18 protein-coding genes, 1 pseudogene and 2 other annotated features are annotated in these 16,777 nt (G+C 37.3%); of the genes and pseudogenes, 9 read left to right on the forward strand and 10 right to left on the reverse strand.

Annotated features, from left to right (window positions below; genetic code table 11):
* Positions 1 to 26 precede the first annotated feature (26 nt).
* The gene (locus ACUXVC_RS22865; RefSeq protein ID WP_144465106.1) at positions 27 to 566 is read right to left on the reverse strand and encodes a CvpA family protein; all 540 of its coding nucleotides are present in this window, start codon (positions 564 to 566) and stop codon (positions 27 to 29) included.
* 1 nt (position 567) lies between these two features.
* Complete coding sequence (gene zapA / locus ACUXVC_RS22870) at positions 568 to 837, reverse strand: cell division protein ZapA (protein ID WP_000082701.1); 270 nt, start codon at positions 835 to 837, stop codon at positions 568 to 570.
* Between the two features lie 124 nt (positions 838 to 961).
* Between zapA and rnhC the strand changes: the two genes are divergently transcribed.
* The 3 genes and pseudogenes from rnhC to ACUXVC_RS22885 all read left to right on the forward strand — a co-directional run bounded on the left by rnhC (position 962) and on the right by ACUXVC_RS22885 (position 2,528).
* Positions 962 to 1,897: a ribonuclease HIII gene (gene rnhC, locus ACUXVC_RS22875; protein WP_144465107.1), complete on the forward strand. Its 936-nt coding sequence runs from the start codon at positions 962 to 964 to the stop codon at positions 1,895 to 1,897.
* A 132-nt stretch (positions 1,898 to 2,029) separates the two neighbouring features.
* A pseudogene (locus ACUXVC_RS22880) lies at positions 2,030 to 2,263 on the forward strand (hypothetical protein).
* A gap of 13 nt (positions 2,264 to 2,276) precedes the next feature.
* Positions 2,277 to 2,528, forward strand: a complete 252-nt coding sequence (locus tag ACUXVC_RS22885) for a hypothetical protein (RefSeq protein ID WP_000340262.1) — start codon at positions 2,277 to 2,279, stop codon at positions 2,526 to 2,528.
* Positions 2,529 to 2,569: 41 nt separating this feature from the next.
* Here the strand turns inward: ACUXVC_RS22885 and ACUXVC_RS22890 are convergent, their stop codons facing one another.
* The 5 genes from ACUXVC_RS22890 to ACUXVC_RS22910 all read right to left on the reverse strand — a co-directional run bounded on the left by ACUXVC_RS22890 (position 2,570) and on the right by ACUXVC_RS22910 (position 9,239).
* Positions 2,570 to 2,704 (reverse strand): YuzL family protein, encoded by a 135-nt coding sequence (locus ACUXVC_RS22890; protein ID WP_000039588.1) that lies wholly within the window; start codon positions 2,702 to 2,704, stop codon positions 2,570 to 2,572.
* Positions 2,705 to 2,796: 92 nt separating this feature from the next.
* Positions 2,797 to 4,188: an asparagine--tRNA ligase gene (gene asnS, locus ACUXVC_RS22895; RefSeq protein WP_000432189.1), complete on the reverse strand. Its 1,392-nt coding sequence runs from the start codon at positions 4,186 to 4,188 to the stop codon at positions 2,797 to 2,799.
* Positions 4,189 to 4,240: 52 nt separating this feature from the next.
* Positions 4,241 to 4,492: a binding site (T-box leader), on the reverse strand.
* 154 nt (positions 4,493 to 4,646) lie between these two features.
* Positions 4,647 to 7,067 (reverse strand): phenylalanine--tRNA ligase subunit beta, encoded by a 2,421-nt coding sequence (gene pheT, locus ACUXVC_RS22900; protein WP_144465108.1) that lies wholly within the window; start codon positions 7,065 to 7,067, stop codon positions 4,647 to 4,649.
* Between the two features lie 18 nt (positions 7,068 to 7,085).
* Positions 7,086 to 8,120 carry a phenylalanine--tRNA ligase subunit alpha gene (pheS, locus tag ACUXVC_RS22905; protein ID WP_000388220.1) on the reverse strand — a complete coding sequence of 345 codons (1,035 nt, stop codon included), beginning with the start codon at positions 8,118 to 8,120 and terminating at the stop codon, positions 7,086 to 7,088.
* A 44-nt stretch (positions 8,121 to 8,164) separates the two neighbouring features.
* Positions 8,165 to 8,393 (reverse strand) — a binding site (T-box leader).
* Positions 8,394 to 8,441: 48 nt separating this feature from the next.
* Positions 8,442 to 9,239: a TrmH family RNA methyltransferase gene (locus tag ACUXVC_RS22910; RefSeq protein ID WP_001986644.1), complete on the reverse strand. Its 798-nt coding sequence runs from the start codon at positions 9,237 to 9,239 to the stop codon at positions 8,442 to 8,444.
* An 82-nt stretch (positions 9,240 to 9,321) separates the two neighbouring features.
* On the opposite strand from ACUXVC_RS22910, the gene sspI reads away from it, so the two are divergent.
* The 5 genes from sspI to ACUXVC_RS22935 all read left to right on the forward strand — a co-directional run bounded on the left by sspI (position 9,322) and on the right by ACUXVC_RS22935 (position 12,222).
* The gene (sspI, locus tag ACUXVC_RS22915) at positions 9,322 to 9,531 is read left to right on the forward strand and encodes a small acid-soluble spore protein SspI (protein WP_000009509.1); all 210 of its coding nucleotides are present in this window, start codon (positions 9,322 to 9,324) and stop codon (positions 9,529 to 9,531) included.
* 176 nt (positions 9,532 to 9,707) lie between these two features.
* Complete coding sequence (locus ACUXVC_RS22920) at positions 9,708 to 10,265, forward strand: HD domain-containing protein (RefSeq protein WP_000554803.1); 558 nt, start codon at positions 9,708 to 9,710, stop codon at positions 10,263 to 10,265.
* Between the two features lie 290 nt (positions 10,266 to 10,555).
* The gene (locus ACUXVC_RS22925) at positions 10,556 to 11,269 is read left to right on the forward strand and encodes a CPBP family intramembrane glutamic endopeptidase (protein ID WP_098125964.1); all 714 of its coding nucleotides are present in this window, start codon (positions 10,556 to 10,558) and stop codon (positions 11,267 to 11,269) included.
* 187 nt (positions 11,270 to 11,456) lie between these two features.
* A complete protein-coding gene (locus ACUXVC_RS22930; protein WP_088024390.1) occupies positions 11,457 to 11,828 on the forward strand; it encodes a DNA-binding protein in 372 nt (123 codons plus the stop codon).
* Between the two features lie 37 nt (positions 11,829 to 11,865).
* Positions 11,866 to 12,222 carry an ammonia permease gene (locus ACUXVC_RS22935; protein WP_098125963.1) on the forward strand — a complete coding sequence of 119 codons (357 nt, stop codon included), beginning with the start codon at positions 11,866 to 11,868 and terminating at the stop codon, positions 12,220 to 12,222.
* A gap of 21 nt (positions 12,223 to 12,243) precedes the next feature.
* Here ACUXVC_RS22935 and ACUXVC_RS22940 read toward each other — a convergent pair whose 3' ends face one another.
* Together ACUXVC_RS22940 and ACUXVC_RS22945 are read right to left on the reverse strand one after the other, a co-directional pair.
* Complete coding sequence (locus ACUXVC_RS22940; protein ID WP_000095293.1) at positions 12,244 to 14,043, reverse strand: DHA2 family efflux MFS transporter permease subunit; 1,800 nt, start codon at positions 14,041 to 14,043, stop codon at positions 12,244 to 12,246.
* A gap of 12 nt (positions 14,044 to 14,055) precedes the next feature.
* On the reverse strand, positions 14,056 to 14,709 hold the full coding sequence (locus ACUXVC_RS22945; protein ID WP_001071419.1) for an HlyD family secretion protein: 654 nt from the start codon (positions 14,707 to 14,709) through the stop codon (positions 14,056 to 14,058).
* Between the two features lie 297 nt (positions 14,710 to 15,006).
* Here ACUXVC_RS22945 and ACUXVC_RS22950 point away from each other — a divergent pair, with 297 nt between their 5' ends.
* Positions 15,007 to 15,624 carry a TetR/AcrR family transcriptional regulator gene (locus ACUXVC_RS22950; protein WP_000023672.1) on the forward strand — a complete coding sequence of 206 codons (618 nt, stop codon included), beginning with the start codon at positions 15,007 to 15,009 and terminating at the stop codon, positions 15,622 to 15,624.
* A gap of 40 nt (positions 15,625 to 15,664) precedes the next feature.
* On the opposite strand, the gene ACUXVC_RS22955 is transcribed toward ACUXVC_RS22950, so the two are convergent.
* On the reverse strand, positions 15,665 to 16,750 hold the full coding sequence (locus tag ACUXVC_RS22955) for a M42 family metallopeptidase (protein WP_000163555.1): 1,086 nt from the start codon (positions 16,748 to 16,750) through the stop codon (positions 15,665 to 15,667).
* Between the last annotated feature and the right edge of the window lie 27 nt (positions 16,751 to 16,777).

A 16,777-nucleotide genomic window follows, 5' to 3' on the forward strand; every position in this document is an offset into this window, starting at 1 on the left:
AACTTCTCTTTCCGAAAAAAGAGAAGTTATACTCTGCTACCTGTCTGCCATAGTTCCTTCACCTTTTCAGATAGAATCGGTGTATCGTCTACAATTATTTTGCTAATTAATGATTTTTGTAATGGTGTTTGTACCTGTTCAATCGGAAGAATATTTCCAATGATAATTAAGACAAACAAAATAATATATACTTCTAAAAATCCGAGGATTGCCCCCGCAAACGCATTTACTTGCTTTAAAACCGGTATTTCTGCAAACATATTTAACAAATTACCAAGTAATGAAAGTGCAATTTTAGTGATAATAAACAATATGATAAACGCAAGCGCTTGATAAAATACTGTCTCAATATTATTTGCATTAATCCATTCTGGAACAGATACGTTTTTATCAAATGGATACGGAATAAATTTCGCAAGTGCTGGCGCTAAATCTTTACAGTACCAGTATGCAACAAGGTATGCGATAATAAAGCTTGTTAACTTTACAAGTTGCAGAATAAACCCTCTGCGTAAGCCGAGGAAAAATCCCATAACAAGCAGTAAAATGATAATAATATCAATCATGTTATTCCATTCCTTTTTTTGTCATACTTTCTTTCAATTTCTCATGTTCTTCTTTTAATTTTATGTAATCGTGTATGACGTTTACCGCCGTCAATACCGCTAGTCTACTCGTGTCAAGCGAAGGATTCTTGGCATTGAGTTCGCGCATTTTATCATCCACAATCGCTGCTACCATGCGGATATGACTTGTACTTTCATCGCCAACAACTGAATATTGCTGACCATAGATTTCTACATTAATTCGACTTTTCTTTCCCTTTTGTTGTGACAACTCACCGGCCTCCAATCACGTACAGAATCCTAAAGTTTATCATACCATGAACCTTCATAATATGGAAACAGAAAGAACAATCCGATATGATAAAAATAACAATATAAAAAAAGGGGCGACCATTATGTCAAATTCTATCGTAATTCAAACAAATTCTACAGTAATTGAAGACATGAAACAACAATATAAACATTCGCTTAGTCCAAAAATTCCACAAGGCGGAATCTTCATGGCAAAGGTACCATCTTGCACAATTACAGCGTATAAATCTGGAAAAGTAATGTTCCAAGGAGGCCGCGCTGAAGCAGAAGCTTCTCGTTGGCAAACTGTCTCTCAAACACCGAAAACAGCTGTAAAAAAATCTGTCGATTCCCATCGTTATGCGCCGCCCGCTTCCATCGGTACAATGTCTATTGTAGGGTCTGATGAAGTTGGTACGGGAGATTTCTTTGGACCGATGACAGTCGTTGCTGTATATGTGGATGCAAAGCAAATTCCACTGCTAAAAGAACTTGGTATAAAAGACTCTAAAAACTTAAATGACGATCAAATTACTGCCATTGCGAAACAACTTCTACACGTTGTTCCTTACAGCTCCCTTGTCCTTCATAATGAAAAATATAACGAGCTATTTGACAAAGGAAACAACCAAGGTAAGTTAAAAGCTTTACTACACAATAAAGCTATTACAAACTTATTAGCTAAAATGGCACCTACAAAACCTGAAGGCGTCTTAATCGATCAATTCACACAACCTGATACATACTATAAATATTTAGCAAAACAAAAACAGGTACAGCGTGAAAATGTTTACTTCGCAACGAAAGGCGAAAGTGTCCATTTAGCAGTAGCCGCTGCTTCTATTTTAGCTCGCTACTCATTCGTAAAACAGTTTGACGAACTAAGTAAAAAAGCTGGTATGCCACTTCCAAAAGGTGCTGGTAAACAAGTTGATATCGCCGCAGCTAAATTAATTCAAAAGCTTGGTAAAGAACGATTACCCGAGTTTGTGAAACTGCATTTCGCTAATACGGAGAAGGCGTTTCGCTTATTAAAATAGTATCGACAAAAACAGGAGCCTACAAACTCCTGTTTTTTGTTTCACCCTACTATTGTCCTTGTAATTATGTCACAACATAAATATACATATTATTAAAATTAAAGAAGATAATTCCTATTACTATTTCTATAAATGATTCTAAACATCTTACTAGGTAATCCCATGAAAGACAATTCAAAATTAGGGAGAATATCCAACTATTAAGTGAGCAACAGGAGTTCCAAAATTTAATCGAAAGATATGGTAGATCATTCCTATTAAATTTTCGGATTCGAAAATTTATCGTGAAACACGATGCACAACAAGCTACAACACTTCTGTGAGGAATTTGAATTCATGATTAGAAGAAAAGGATTGTTTACATAAGGAGGGAATTCATATGGACGCTGTGAAAGTTAAAAAATTATTATATGTTTTCATACACCTCGTAGGTCCACTTTCTTACTTCATTATTTCTACTGTTTGGGGCACTTTCTTCACTACTAAATCCACATTCGAAAACATATCTGATAGCCTTAGCGTTATGGCCATCTATTACGTGTTCATAAGTTTACTGTGGTTTTTCTATTTCGATCGATTAGACAAAGACATAAATAAGATTACAAAAGAAATTAACGATAATATGATGTAACACATAACAAAGGAGAGCCCTTAAGACTCTCCTTTGTTATATTAGCTTCGTTTCTGCTTCTTATTAGATGAAGGTACTTTATGAGAACCTGTTTCATGTGTCGTCGTTCCTTGTCCTTCTACTTCTGGAGAACCTAGGCCCGATCTTGAATGATCTTTTTTTACTTTTTTACTCATTTATATTCACCCCTTCGCGTTACTTTTTGCTACGGGGTCATAAACTATGCAAACAAAAAAGCGAGAGGAAATCCTCTCGCTTTTTTCATATTTTAGAACTCAGAAGAACCTGGAGTTCTTGGGAATGGAATTACGTCACGGATGTTAGCCATACCAGTGATGTACATTAGGAAGCGCTCGAAACCTAGACCGAATCCAGCGTGTTTTGTACCACCGTATTTTCTAAGTTCTAAGTACCACCAGTAGTCCTCTTCGTTCATACCTAATTCTTTAATTCTGTCTACTAAAACGTCCATTCTTTCTTCACGTTGACTTCCGCCGATTAATTCGCCGATGCCAGGAACTAGAAGGTCAGTAGCAGCTACTGTTTTTCCATCTTCATTCATACGCATGTAGAACGCTTTAATGTCTTTCGGGTAGTCAGTTACGAATACAGGGCGTTTGAAGATTTCTTCTGATAAGTATCTTTCATGCTCTGTTTGTAAGTCAATACCCCATTCTACTGGGTATTTGAAGTCAGCACCTGATTCTTGAAGTACTTTAATTGCTTCTGTATATGTGATGCGACCGAAGTCAGAGTTAATCACGTTGTTCATACGCTCTAGAACTGTTTTATCAACGAAGCTGTTGAAGAAGTCCATTTCTTCTGGTGCATGCTCTAATACATATTTCATTGCATATTTCAGCATATCTTCTGTAAGATCCATTACATCGCCTAACTCAGCGAATGCAATCTCAGGCTCAACCATCCAGAACTCAGCAGCGTGGCGAGTTGTGTTTGAGTTTTCCGCACGGAATGTAGGTCCGAATGTATATACATCACGGAATGCTAATGCATACGCTTCAGCGTTCAGCTGTCCACTTACTGTTAAGTTTGTTTCTTTACCGAAGAAGTCTTTTGATTCATCAACTTGTCCGTCTTCACCTTTTGGTACGTTGTTTAAATCTTGTGTTGTTACGCGGAACATTTCGCCAGCACCTTCTGTATCACTACCAGTGATGATTGGTGTGTGAACATGTACAAATCCACGCTCTTGGAAGAACTGGTGAATCGCAAATGCTGCGATAGAACGTACGCGGAACGTTGCAGAGAATGCATTTGTTCTTGGACGTAAGTGAGCGATTGTACGTAAGTATTCAAACGTATGACGCTTCTTTTGAAGTGGGTAATCAGAATCTGATAAGCCCTCGATATCAATTTTTTCTGCTTTAATTTCAAATGGTTGCTTCGCTCCAGGCGTTGCAATTACTTTACCTTCTACTTTCACTGAAGAGCTAAGTGGAAGCTTTGCAATTTCTTTAAAGTTCTCTAATTCTGTATCGAAAACGATTTGAACGCTTTTGAAGAAGCTACCGTCGTTTAATTCGATGAAACCAAATGCTTTTGAATCACGTAAGTTACGAATCCACCCTGATACTTGTACTGTTTGACCTGCATACTTTTCTGTATCTCTATACAGACTTTTTACTAATGTGTTTTCCATAGTGAAATTCTCCTTTGCTGATATATTTAAATACAAAAAAACCTTTCATCCATAAAGGGACGAAAGGTTAAACTTCGCGGTACCACCCAATTTGTCATAAAGACCAACTTTAACTCGTATGTAATACATACTTCCCGGTTTGTAACAGGCCGGATTCCCGTCTAAGTCTACTCTTGAATACAAGATTCAATTTCGGTTAGCAACTCCAAGGTGTTCTTCACATATACCGCCTCATCAGGCTCTCACCGCCCCTGACTCGCTTTGGATTATAGTATATACTACTTTTCCTTATCATCGTCTTTCATTTTGTTAAACTAAAATTAATGTACTACATTCGAGAGAAAGATGCAAGATGCCAGAAAATATATAAGCGATTTTTGTAATATATCGACTTACCGACATCTTTCGACGATTGTGCAATAAAAAAAATTGCCGGAATGAATCCGGCAATTTTCTAATTACTTACGTAACTCCGCACCAAATTTCTCTTCTACCGTTGTTAATACACGGTTATGCGCTTCTGTTACTTCTTCATCTGTTAACGTACGTTCTGCATCGAAGTAAGTCATAGAAAATGCAAGTGATTTCTTGCCTTCTTCCATTTTTTCACCTTCGTATAAGTCGAATAGTGTTACGTCTTTCAGAAGTTCTCCGCCAGCTTCAGCAATGACTTGCTTCATTTCACCAGCTTTTGTTTCTTTTGTTACCACAACAGCCATGTCACGTGTCATAGATGGGAAACGCGGAATTGCTGAGTAGTAAGTTTCTTCAGCGTCTGCACCGAATACTTTTACAAGAGATAGTTCAAATACGAATGTATTTTTCACATCTAATTGTTTTTCTGCTTCTGGGTGCAATTGACCGATGAAGCCAATTACTTCGCCATCTAATACGATGTCAGCTGTACGGCCTGGGTGCATACCTTCACGTTTTGCTGGTGCATATGTGATTTGGTTTGAAACGCCAAGTACGTCAAATAGTCCTTCTAGTACACCTTTCATAACGAAGAAGTCTACTACTTTCTTCTCACCTTGCCATGCATGGTGAAGAGCAAGACCTGTCATAACACCTGCAAGGTGTTGTTCTTCTTTCGGAAGTTCTCCTTCTTCTGTTGGTAAGAAGATAGAACCTACTTCGTATAAAGCAACGCTGTCGTTTTTACGAGCAACATTGTATGAAACTGCTTCTAGCAATTGTGGCACTAAGCTTAAACGAAGTTGGCTACGCTCTTCGCTCATTGAAAGCGCAAGGTTTACAGGTGCTTTTTCGTTTGTCTCAACCATGTATTGTTTCGCTTTGTCAGCGCTTGTTAATGAATACGTGATTGCTTCATATAAACCAGCACCCTCTAAGAAGCGACGTACTTTACGACGTTTCGTTTGTGCTGATGTTAATTTACCACGAGTCATCGTTCCAGAAGGTAATGTAACTGGAATGTGGTCATAACCGTATAGACGGCCCACTTCTTCTACTAAGTCTTCTGAAATTGCAATATCAGGACGACGTGCTGGTACATTTACATGGAATGTTCCTTCTACTTCTGTGAATGGGAATTTCAAGTTTGTAAACATTGTACCCATTTCACTCGCAGAAATATTTGTACCTAATACACGGTTTACTTTTTCAGCAGTAACAGATACTGTACGCTCTTGTACTTGTAAGTTGTCAGCTTCTACTACACCTTCAAGCGCTTCACCGCCAGCATATTTCGCCATTAAAGCAGCTGCGTGTTGAATTGCTTCAAATGTACGTGTTGGGTCGATTCCTTTTTCGAAACGTGCACTTGATTCACTACGAAGACCTAAGTCTTTTGATGTACGACGCACTGTTTGACCTGCAAAGTATGCAGACTCAATTAGAACGTTTACTGTCTCATTTGTAACTTCAGAATCCGCTCCGCCCATTACACCAGCAACAGCTAAAGCTTTTGTTCCGTTTGTAATTACAAGGTGGTGGCTTTGTAATGTACGCTCTTGATCATCTAACGTTTCAATTTTTTCGCCTTCTTTTGCAAGACGAACAACGATTTCTTTTGAACCTAATTTATCGTAATCGAATGCATGTAACGGTTGACCGTATTCCATTAAAATGTAGTTTGTAATATCAACTACGTTGCTAATTGGACGAATGCCAGCTGCCATAAGGCGAGTTTGCATCCACATTGGTGATGGACCAATCTTTACGTTTTTAACCATTTTTGCAATGTATAATGGGTTTTCTTCTTTCGCTTCTACACTTACAGAAATATAATCAGAAGTTTTTTCTGCTGTTTCTTGTAATTCGATAGCTGGAAGTTTTACTTCTCGCCCGTAAATAGCAGCCACTTCATATGCAACACCTAACATGTTTAAGCAATCTGCACGGTTTGGTGTTAAACCAAGCTCAAGTACTTCATCGTGTAAGTTTAAAATTTCAAGTGCATCTGCACCAACTTCAGCGTCACTTGGGAAGATGAAGATACCATCTGCATATTCTTTTGAAACTAACTTTCCATCAATGCCAAGCTCTTGAAGAGCACAAACCATACCGTGAGAAGCTTCACCACGTAGTTTTGCTTTTTTAATTTTGAAGTTACCAGGAAGTACAGCACCAACTTTTGCAACTGGTACTTTTAAACCTTTTGCAATGTTAGCAGCTCCACAAATAATTTGAACTGGCTCTTCTTCACCGATATCGATTAAGCATTTGCTTAATTTATCAGCTTCTGGGTGTTTTTCACATTCTAATACGTGACCAACTACAACACCTTTTACACCTTTATTTAATACTTCAACGCCTTCTACTTCAATACCACTTTTCGTGATTTTGTCTGCTAGTTCTTGTGCTGTTACATCTTTAATATCTACATACTCTTGTAACCAACGATATGATACGAACATATTTATCCTCTCCTTCCCTTACGCTCGTTTGAATTGTTGTAAGAAACGTACATCATTTGTATAGAAATGACGAATGTCATCTACGCCGTATTTCAACATTGCGATACGCTCTGCGCCCATACCGAATGCGAAACCTTGATATTCTTTTGAATCATAACCAGCCATTTCAAGTACGTTCGGGTGAACCATACCTGCGCCTAAAATTTCAATCCAGCCAGTTCCTTTACAAGTGCCGCAACCTTTGCCATGACACATCATACAAGAAATATCCATCTCTACAGATGGCTCTGTGAATGGGAAGAAACTTGGACGAAGACGGATTTCACGATCTTCACCGAACATCTTTTTCACGAATACTTGCAGTGTACCTTTTAAGTCACTCATACGAATGTTTTTATCAATTACAAGACCTTCAATTTGCATGAACTGATGTGAATGCGTCGCATCATCATCATCGCGGCGATACACTTTACCAGGACAGATAATTTTGATTGGGCCTTTTTCTTTATTATTTTCCATCGTACGTGCTTGCACAGAAGATGTATGTGTACGTAGTAACGTTTCTTCTGTAATGTAGAATGTATCTTGCATGTCACGTGCTGGGTGATCTTTCGGTAAGTTTAGTGCTTCGAAGTTGTAGTAGTCTTTTTCTACTTCTGTTCCTTCAGCTACTTCATAACCCATACCGATGAATACATCTTCAATTTGTTCAACAACAGCTGTTAACGGATGGTGACAACCTGTTTCAACAGGACGACCTGGTAATGTAACATCAATTGTTTCCGTAGCTAATTTCGCTTCAATTACTGCTTTTTCTAAGTTACCAATTTTGTCTTCTAGACGCGTTTGAATCGCTTCACGTACTTCATTTACTAATGCTCCCATACGTGGACGCTCTTCTGCTGATAATTTTCCCATGCCGCGTAATACTTCTGTAATTGGACCTTTTTTTCCTAAATACGCTACGCGTACGTCGTTTAAGCCCTTTAGCTCTTTCGCTTCTTCAATAAGCTCTAACGCTTTTTGCTTTAGCTCTTTTAAACGTGCTTCCATTTTGGAACCCTCCTAATTTTAAAAATAAAAAAACCTCGCTCCCAAAAAGGGACGAGGTAAATTCGCGGTACCACCCTAAATTGACAGAACAAGTCTGCCCACTCATTAGTTATAACGATCAATTCTGACCGGAACGCCTTTACATATATATGGTCCTGGCGTCAACTCCAGAGGTGAATTCACTTCCGTCTACCATAAGAATGCTTTCAGTCTACGGCATTCTCTCCCTATATGGCGATTTTGTAAGCTACTCTTCTCTATCAACGTTTTTCGTTATTTAACTTTTAATATAATGTACTTCAACTTATTATAAGAAGTTTTTTATTTGTTCGCAACCGGGCTTTGCAAATAATACGTTAAAATCCCTGCTGCAACCGCAACATTTAATGATTCTGCCCCACCGTAAATCGGAATATACAAGTTTTGATCCGTTTTTGCAAGAATTTCTTGGCGTACGCCATTTCCTTCATTTCCAACAATTAATGCAAAACTTCCAGCCGGAGTTACTTCACCATACGGAACTCCATTTTCAAGAGCTGTTCCATATACAGGAACGTTATTTTCTTTTAACTTGTCTACCCATTCTTCTAAGTTCCCTTTTACAATTGGTAAGTGGAAAATAGAGCCTTGTGTAGAGCGGAGTACTTTACTATTGTAAACATCAACACAACCTTCTCCAAGCACAACGGCGTGAATACCAGCTGCATCAGCTGTACGAATAATTGTTCCTAAATTACCTGGGTCTTGCAGGCCATCTAATAAAAGGAATTTCCCATCAGTAAGAGCTACTTCTTTCTCATGCTTCTCACAAACAGCAAATACACCTTGCGTCGTTTCTGTTTCACGAAGTATTTTTACAATCGCCTCAGGCACGATATACATTTCCACATCATTAACTGTCCAATCTTTCGGAAGGTCTGTCTGATCTGAAACGATAAGTTCTGTTACAATTCCTGCCTTCAGAGCTTCCTCGACTAAGTGAAATCCTTCTACAAAAAATAAACCTTTTTTATCGCGTTCTTTTTTCGTTTGCAGCTTTTTCCACTGCTTTACACGCGGATTTTGTACTGAATCAATGTTTTTCATAATATGTATTTCCCTCTCTTCTTGTCTTATCATTATAGCCTATTTTTCATACATATTTACATAAAAAAGAACAAAAACTAACGTCAGTTTCAATTCTGAAGAAGAGGTGAAAGCAATGAGTTTTAATTTACGCGGTGCCGTATTAGCGAATGTATCTGGTAATTCACAAGATCAATTACAAGAAACAATTGTCGATGCAATTCAAAGCGGTGAAGAAAAAATGCTTCCAGGTCTTGGTGTTTTATTTGAAGTCATTTGGAAAAACGCTGATGAAAATGAAAAGCACGAAATGTTAGAAACACTAGAGCAAGGATTAAAAAAATAAGCAATTTGAAAATCACCTTCGCATAAGCTAAGGTGATTTTTTTACGAAAAAAATTTTTCTTCTCCTAAACATTTCTACTTTACTAACGAACTATGATGGAGTACAATGTTCAAAATACATTTAAACCGATCGATTTTTCTTCGTATACATCATTAGATAAAAGGAGTGAATGTTTTATGCACCGTATTACGCTTGAACAAGTTTTTAAACATCACATTACACAAAAATACGTAAACCGTTCTGGAATGGTCCACGCGATCGCTGTCGCTTACCATGCGTTTCACCTAGCCAAAAAGCATCACGCCTCAGTCGATGCTGCGACAAAAGCCGGTTTCCTTCATGATATCGGACATCATACGTGGTACACAGGCGGCGAATGGGACTATGACTTATATAAAAAGAATGATATCCATGCAATTAAAGGTGCTGAAAGAGCACATAAATTGCTTATTAGATTAGGAGAACATCCAAAACTAGCAAAAGAAATTTCTATCGCAATTCTTCTGCATACAGATTCTTTCTTAGTGGAACAAGAAATTGAAAGAACATCTCTTCAAAACATTATTAAATGGGCAGACGAAGCAGATGAAGAACCAGGCGGAGCTCATCATTATAGAACGATTTCTTATGAAAAAGCACTTAAAGCTATTCAGCAATTAGATCGATTGGTAGAGCGTGAATTGCAAATAGAGCAAGCAAAATTGAATAACAAGGCAGAACATAGTTATCAATGAGAAAGAGGCATCACTACAGGGTGATACCTCTTTTATTATTTTATGGAAAATAAACCTTTATCCCGCATTAACGGGCAGTAAGACCCCCACCTCGAAATTCAGCAAAGACGAGGAAGTTAGGTGGGGAATCAACTGCCCGTAAAAGCCCGATTGGTGAGGGCTGATAATCAGTGGGGGATGAACCTCCCCAATGATTAAAGTTTCACTTTATATGTAATATTTAAATATTACATTCAAAAACATTTTACTTTATAATTAAATATACAAATATAAAAGAGGTGATTTTACAAATGCAACCCGCTACACAGCTTTCTAATGAACAAAAACACTCGATGTCATGGGGACAATTTATTAGCTCTGTTTTATTCGCCTTTTTTGGGACTGGACTTATTACTGTGTTCCTCGCAATGCCATTAACAATTTATACAGCAGGTCTTACAGATAAAAAACAAGTTGCCCTGTATGAATCTATTGCAAATACTGCAAGTACCGTATTACAACTAGCTGTATTGTTATTCTTCATTTTTAAATTCGAACCCGCAAAAAAATTACTACTAAAATCTTTTAACTTTAAAACACTGAAAGAATGGCGCACATACGTATACTTACTTCTTTTCTTCGTTATCAACATCATACTCAATTACATCTTGTTAAATTATGTGTTCCAAGACGCAACAAAGCAGCAATCTTCCGCACTAAGCTTAGACGTCTTTAAGCAATATCAAATATTATTACTTCTCAGCTTTGCAATACTCACACCCATTTTTGAAGAACTTATTTTCCGTGGTTTTATACTTCGCTTCTTCTCAGAACGCTTTCCATTTTGGATTGCAGCCATCATAACAAGTTTCTTCTTCGGTATCGCTCATACATACTCACTTGGGGTAATGGTAATTACTTTCTTTATGGGATTATTAATGGCCATTTTATGTAAAAAAACAAAGTCCATTATTCCAGCTATGTTATTTCATATTATGAATAACATGTTGGCATTCTTGAGTTAAAAAGAGGTATCATCGCGATACCTCTCTTTACTCTTTTATCATAACTTCAAACTCTTCTGCGGTTAGCGTTTTTGATAATCCGTATCGTTATTACCCATTCCCTTCAATTTATATATACTCATTAATAATATCCAAAATAAACCTCATGTAGTAAAATATAACTTAATTCACATAAAGGAGTTTACATATGTTCAGTATTATTTGGATGCTTTTCACGCCACTTCTCTTACTATGCGGGATTGCTGGTGGTATTTTTTTAATAGTAACGGGGATTAAATATCGGAAATTACTCGTTGGTTTAATGGGGCTACTTAGCCTATCCTTTGTCACACTACCTTTTGTTCTTTTAAGTGTAGGGATTCATATCGATACAATTTTCCCGATTCCAACTGCTCTTTACTGGACCCTATTTTCTTTAACTGGATTATTAGCAGGGGTAAGTGGAGTACAAGCCAAAATTAAAAGTATACGTAATACGGGATTCATTATTTTTACCATTGGAATATTAGGGGTTATTTTCTGGGTACTCATGTCTGTAGGTGATTCATTCTATATATAACATTTTTTGAAACCCACAAATCGGAGGTAATACAGAAGTGTTTGGAATATTAACTTGGATGATTTTGGCTCTTACTTTAATGTTATGCGAATTCATCGTCGGCATTTTTTTAATTATTGCTGGCATGAAACATCGTAAATTACTTACCATTATAGCTGGTTTCACTAGCATATTACTCATCGTTGTTCCTATTGTTTGTATAGGTTCTGGAATAGATTTAGAGGGGATGGTTCCAATTTCGGGAACTTTATATTGGTGCTTCTTCTCTTTAGCTGGACTATTAGCTATTATAAGCGGTAGGCAAATATCGAGTATTTGTTCTATGGGGACAATTTTGTTTATAACAGGGCTGTGCTCCGCAACTGGTTATCATTTTTTATATCTCACTCTTTAAAAAGGCAAAAAAGCAGGGAAATTAATTCCCTGCTTTTCTATTTGGTTTATTACCTGATGGTAAGAAGAACGATAACACCCAAGCAATCCCTGCAAGTATCGTTGCAATTAAGAAGGCATCGTTAATACCGTTAATTGCAGATAGCTTTGAAATTTGTCCATATAATAGTTGTGTGCTCATCGCGTCTCCTGCTTGAGCTGATCCAGCTAAGGCCGCTAAGCTTTGACCCATGCCGTGTACTTTATCAACTAAAATTGGGTTTGATGTTGTTAACATGTTGCCGTAATCTGCTACGTGAGCAGTCGTTTGTTGCGTCATAAGTGTGATTAAAATCGCTGTTCCGATTGAACCAGCTACTTGTCTTGACGTATTTTGCGTTGCTGTACCGTGAGAAATTAATTTCATCGGTAGCGCGTTCATACCAGCTGTCATAATTGGCATCATAATGAATGACATACCAATTGAACGTATAATATAATCCGTCATAATAACGCTATACGGTGTATCCATCGATAATTTTGTAAATTCATATGTCGCATACGTCGTAATTGCCAATCCAATTATCGCTAATGGACGAATGCCATATTTATCGAATAATTTACCCGCTACTGGTCCCATGATCCCCATAATTAATGATCCTGGAAGAAGTAGTAAACCAGATTCAATTGGCGTAAAGCCACGAATGTTTTGCAGATATACTGGAAGCAATAACATACCTCCGAATAATGCCATCGTAACGATTGCGTTAATTACTAAAGTAAAAGTAAATACTGGATATTTAAATACTTGTAAATCAAGCATTTTATTGTCCGTTGTTAACTCTCTCCAAATAAATAACGCTAAACCAATTACACCGATAACAAGTGAAATAATGACTTCTGCACTAGTCCAACTATTATTTCCAGCTTCACTAAACCCGTACAATAAGCTTCCTAGTCCAATACTTGAACTAACCACACCGAATATATCTAATTTCGTTTTAGACACTGGCTGAGCTAGTGTAAAGAATTTTAAAGATAGGAACGTAATAATTAAACCAATAATAAACATCGCATAGAACATTAAGTTCCAGCTATAGTTTTCAATCACCCAACCTGTTACAGTTGGTCCGATAGCTGGCGCTAAAATCATCGCTACACCTAGTAATCCCATCGCCGCTCCGCGTTTATGAGGCGGGAATAACGTCATAAAGATATTCATACCAACCGGCATTAAAATACCCGCACCAACTGCTTGAATTACGCGACCTGTCATCATCATTGTAAAGTTTCCTGAAGTAGCACAAATGATAGATCCTACCGTGAAGAATAACATTGCTGCTACGAATAATTTACGATACGTAAATCGTGAAACTAAAAAGGCACTAATCGGTACTAAAATACCATTTACAAGCATGAAGCCTGTAATTAACCATTGTGCTGTTGAAGTTGATACATTAAATTCATTCATTAACGGAGGTAATGCAACGTTAATGATTGTTTGGTTTAAAATAGAAACGAACATGCCGAGAATTAATACAGCTACAACTGCTTTTACGTTCACATTCTCTACAGGCATAGACATTTGTTTTTTCGGCACTTCTTTTTCTTGTTTTACTTCTTCTTGCTTTCCTGTTTCTAACTCAACTACATTAGAAATTTCCGATTCTTGCTTTCGTTCAATTTCTTTCTCTTCTGTTTCAACTTTACTTACTTCTATTTTACTTACGGCTGGGACTTGTTCTTCTCCCATTTTCGTTTTTTTCTTTCGTAAAAGACGATTTACAAGGAAGAAGACGATTATACAAAATAGTGCATATCCTGCAATTACAATTGAGGACATCTCATCTCCCCCTTACTTATGAATACGAACTGTCACATTCATGCCAGGAACAATATTTACTGATTTGCTATGATCTAAAGAAATTTTAACTGGTACTACTTGTGTTACTTTCGTATAGTTCGCTGTTGCGTTGCTTGATGGCAACATAGAGAATGTATTCGCTGTTGTTAGGCCAACTTGTTCTACTTTTCCTGTTAACGTTGTATCTGGGTATGCATCTACATACACATCTACATCTTGACCTTTTTGAACATCATCAACATCTGTTTCTTCAATGTTTGCTGTTACCCATAAATTGTTCATATCAAATGCATAAGCAATCGGGCTACCTGCTCCAACGAAAGCATTTGTTGTTGCGTTTGATTGTACAACTGTTGCATTTTGTGGAATTGTTACATCTACTGTTTGTTCTCCATTAGCTGCCGCTACAGTAACAGTACCTAATTTATCGTTCTCATTATAATTTTTTCCTACTTCAGCTTTCCAGTCAGTTAGTTTACCTGCTACTGGTGAAGCAACCGGAATTACCTTTCCATCAATCTTTGCATTGTCTGTTTTTAAGTAATTTTCCGTTTGATTGTAATAGTAATAACCGCCAATACCGCCGCCAACTAGTACAATTAATGTGATAATGTTGATAATTACCATTCTTCGAAACTGATTCATTGCATTCCTCTCCTTATATCGCATATAATTTTTTTCTAAACTATTTATGTCCTTATTGTTTAGATTGTTTAATTGTTAATTATATTAACCTTTTAACAAAAAAATCACACCATCTGCAGCGTAAATCGAAATTTATCTACCTGCGAGCGGTGCTGATTTCTGAAGGACTATCGTTTATAATTATAAATAATTATTTTGAATCTACAACCGACAATTTACGTATGAAATGTCGTTTAAACAACAATATAATACCAATATGTTGTTTAAGTACAGAAAATTAAACGAGGGGAAATAAAAATGTCTATTAAAAATACAAATGATCCACGTGTAAAACGGACGAGACAACTCATACAGGATGCTTTTGTCGCTTTAGTAGGCGAAAAAGGTTTTGAAAATGTTACTGTTCAACATATTGCAGAACGCGCTCCTGTAAACCGCGCTACATTTTATAGCCATTACCACGATAAATATGACTTACTAGACAAAAGCATTGAAGAAATGTTAGAAAAGCTAACTGAAGTAATTAAACCGAGAAATAGAAATAAAGAAGATTTCCAACTAACATTTGATTCGCCACATCCAAGTTTTTTGGCCTTGTTCGAACATATTGCAGAAAACACTAACTTCTATAACGTCATGCTTGGTGATAAAGCTGCCGGAAACTATACGTATAAGATGATGAAAGCAATTCAAACGCATTTAACATTAAGCCTCTCTATTTCACAACCTAACGATGAAAAACTAATGGTTCCACGCGATATTCTCATTAGTTATGTTACTGGTGCCCATCTAGGGATGATTATGTCATGGCTTAAAAGAGGAATGATATATACCCCGCATTTTATGGCGATGCAATTAACTCGTTTAATTATTTTAGGCGCTCATACTGCAGCGGGATTAGAACGGCCTTTTTAAAACATAAAAAAGCGAAGGAGAATCTCCTTCGCTTTTTCTATTAATTAAATGTAATGTTATGTACAGCCTCTTTATCAAGACGTTTAATAACTTCTACAATTAACTTCACTGCATTTTCATAATCATCACGATGTAACATTGCCGCATGAGAATGGATATAGCGCGTTGCAATTGTAATTGCCATAGAAGGAATACCATTTACAGCAATGTGAATCGCACCCGCATCCGTTCCTCCGCCCGCTACTGAATCATATTGATACGGGATTTGTAATTCATCAGCAACATCAACTACGAAATCACGTAAACCTGTATGTCCAATAACAGAAGCATCATATAAAATGATTTGTGGTCCATCGCCCATTTTACTTTGCGCTTCTTTTGACGTTACACCCGGTGTATCTCCAGCGATACCAACATCTACTGCGAACGCGATATCTGGTTTAATATAATTCGCAGATGTTTTTGCACCACGAAGACCAACTTCTTCTTGTACAGTTCCAACGCCGTATACAACGTTTGGATGCTTTTCATCTTTTAGTTGTTTTAATACGTCAATTGCAATTGCACAACCGATTCGGTTATCCCACGCTTTTGCAAGTAACATTTTTTCATTCTTCATCACTTGGAATTCAAAGTACGGTACAACTTGATCTCCTGGTCGTACGCCCCACTCCATCGCTTCTTCTTGGCTAGAAGCACCGATATCGATGAACATGTCTTTAATTTCAACTGGCTTTTTACGAGCTTCTGGAGGTAAAATGTGCGGTGGTTTTGAACCAATTACACCTGTTACATCTCCTTTACGCGTTACAATCGTCACGCGCTGTGCAAGCATAACTTGTGACCACCAGCCACCAACCGTTTGGAAGCGAAGGAAACCTTTGTCATCGATTTGTGTAATCATAAATCCAACTTCATCTAAATGACCTGCAACCATAATTTTCGGACCGTTTTCTTCCCCTACTTTTTTCGCAACTAAACTCCCTAAATTATCAGTAGAAAGTTCGTCCGCAAACGGCTCGATATATTTCTTCATTACTTCACGTGGTTCACGTTCGTTACCAGCAATACCACGTGCATCCGTTAATTCTTTTAGCATTGTCAATGTCGCGTCTAATTTTGTCATTGCCAACACCCTCCTTTTTCTTCAGTC

This window comes from Bacillus sp. N6, assembly GCF_052805735.1.

Excerpts from the sequence above, each read along its gene's own strand:
- ACUXVC_RS22885 (WP_000340262.1), top strand. The coding sequence starts at position 2,277 with ATGGACGCTGTGAAAGTTAAAAAATTATTATATGTTTTCATACACCTC.
- ACUXVC_RS22940 (WP_000095293.1), bottom strand. The coding sequence starts at position 14,043 with ATGTCCTCAATTGTAATTGCAGGATATGCACTATTTTGTATAATCGTC.
- ACUXVC_RS22920 (WP_000554803.1), top strand. The coding sequence starts at position 9,708 with ATGCACCGTATTACGCTTGAACAAGTTTTTAAACATCACATTACACAA.
- rnhC (WP_144465107.1), top strand. The coding sequence starts at position 962 with ATGTCAAATTCTATCGTAATTCAAACAAATTCTACAGTAATTGAAGAC.
- ACUXVC_RS22865 (WP_144465106.1), bottom strand. The coding sequence starts at position 566 with ATGATTGATATTATTATCATTTTACTGCTTGTTATGGGATTTTTCCTC.
- ACUXVC_RS22890 (WP_000039588.1), bottom strand. The coding sequence starts at position 2,704 with ATGAGTAAAAAAGTAAAAAAAGATCATTCAAGATCGGGCCTAGGTTCT.
- pheS (WP_000388220.1), bottom strand. The coding sequence starts at position 8,120 with ATGGAAGCACGTTTAAAAGAGCTAAAGCAAAAAGCGTTAGAGCTTATT.
- asnS (WP_000432189.1), bottom strand. The coding sequence starts at position 4,188 with ATGGAAAACACATTAGTAAAAAGTCTGTATAGAGATACAGAAAAGTAT.
- pheT (WP_144465108.1), bottom strand. The coding sequence starts at position 7,067 with ATGTTCGTATCATATCGTTGGTTACAAGAGTATGTAGATATTAAAGAT.
- ACUXVC_RS22955 (WP_000163555.1), bottom strand. The coding sequence starts at position 16,750 with ATGACAAAATTAGACGCGACATTGACAATGCTAAAAGAATTAACGGAT.
- ACUXVC_RS22945 (WP_001071419.1), bottom strand. The coding sequence starts at position 14,709 with ATGAATCAGTTTCGAAGAATGGTAATTATCAACATTATCACATTAATT.
- ACUXVC_RS22930 (WP_088024390.1), top strand. The coding sequence starts at position 11,457 with ATGTTCAGTATTATTTGGATGCTTTTCACGCCACTTCTCTTACTATGC.
- sspI (WP_000009509.1), top strand. The coding sequence starts at position 9,322 with ATGAGTTTTAATTTACGCGGTGCCGTATTAGCGAATGTATCTGGTAAT.
- ACUXVC_RS22910 (WP_001986644.1), bottom strand. The coding sequence starts at position 9,239 with ATGATAAGACAAGAAGAGAGGGAAATACATATTATGAAAAACATTGAT.
- ACUXVC_RS22950 (WP_000023672.1), top strand. The coding sequence starts at position 15,007 with ATGTCTATTAAAAATACAAATGATCCACGTGTAAAACGGACGAGACAA.
- ACUXVC_RS22925 (WP_098125964.1), top strand. The coding sequence starts at position 10,556 with ATGCAACCCGCTACACAGCTTTCTAATGAACAAAAACACTCGATGTCA.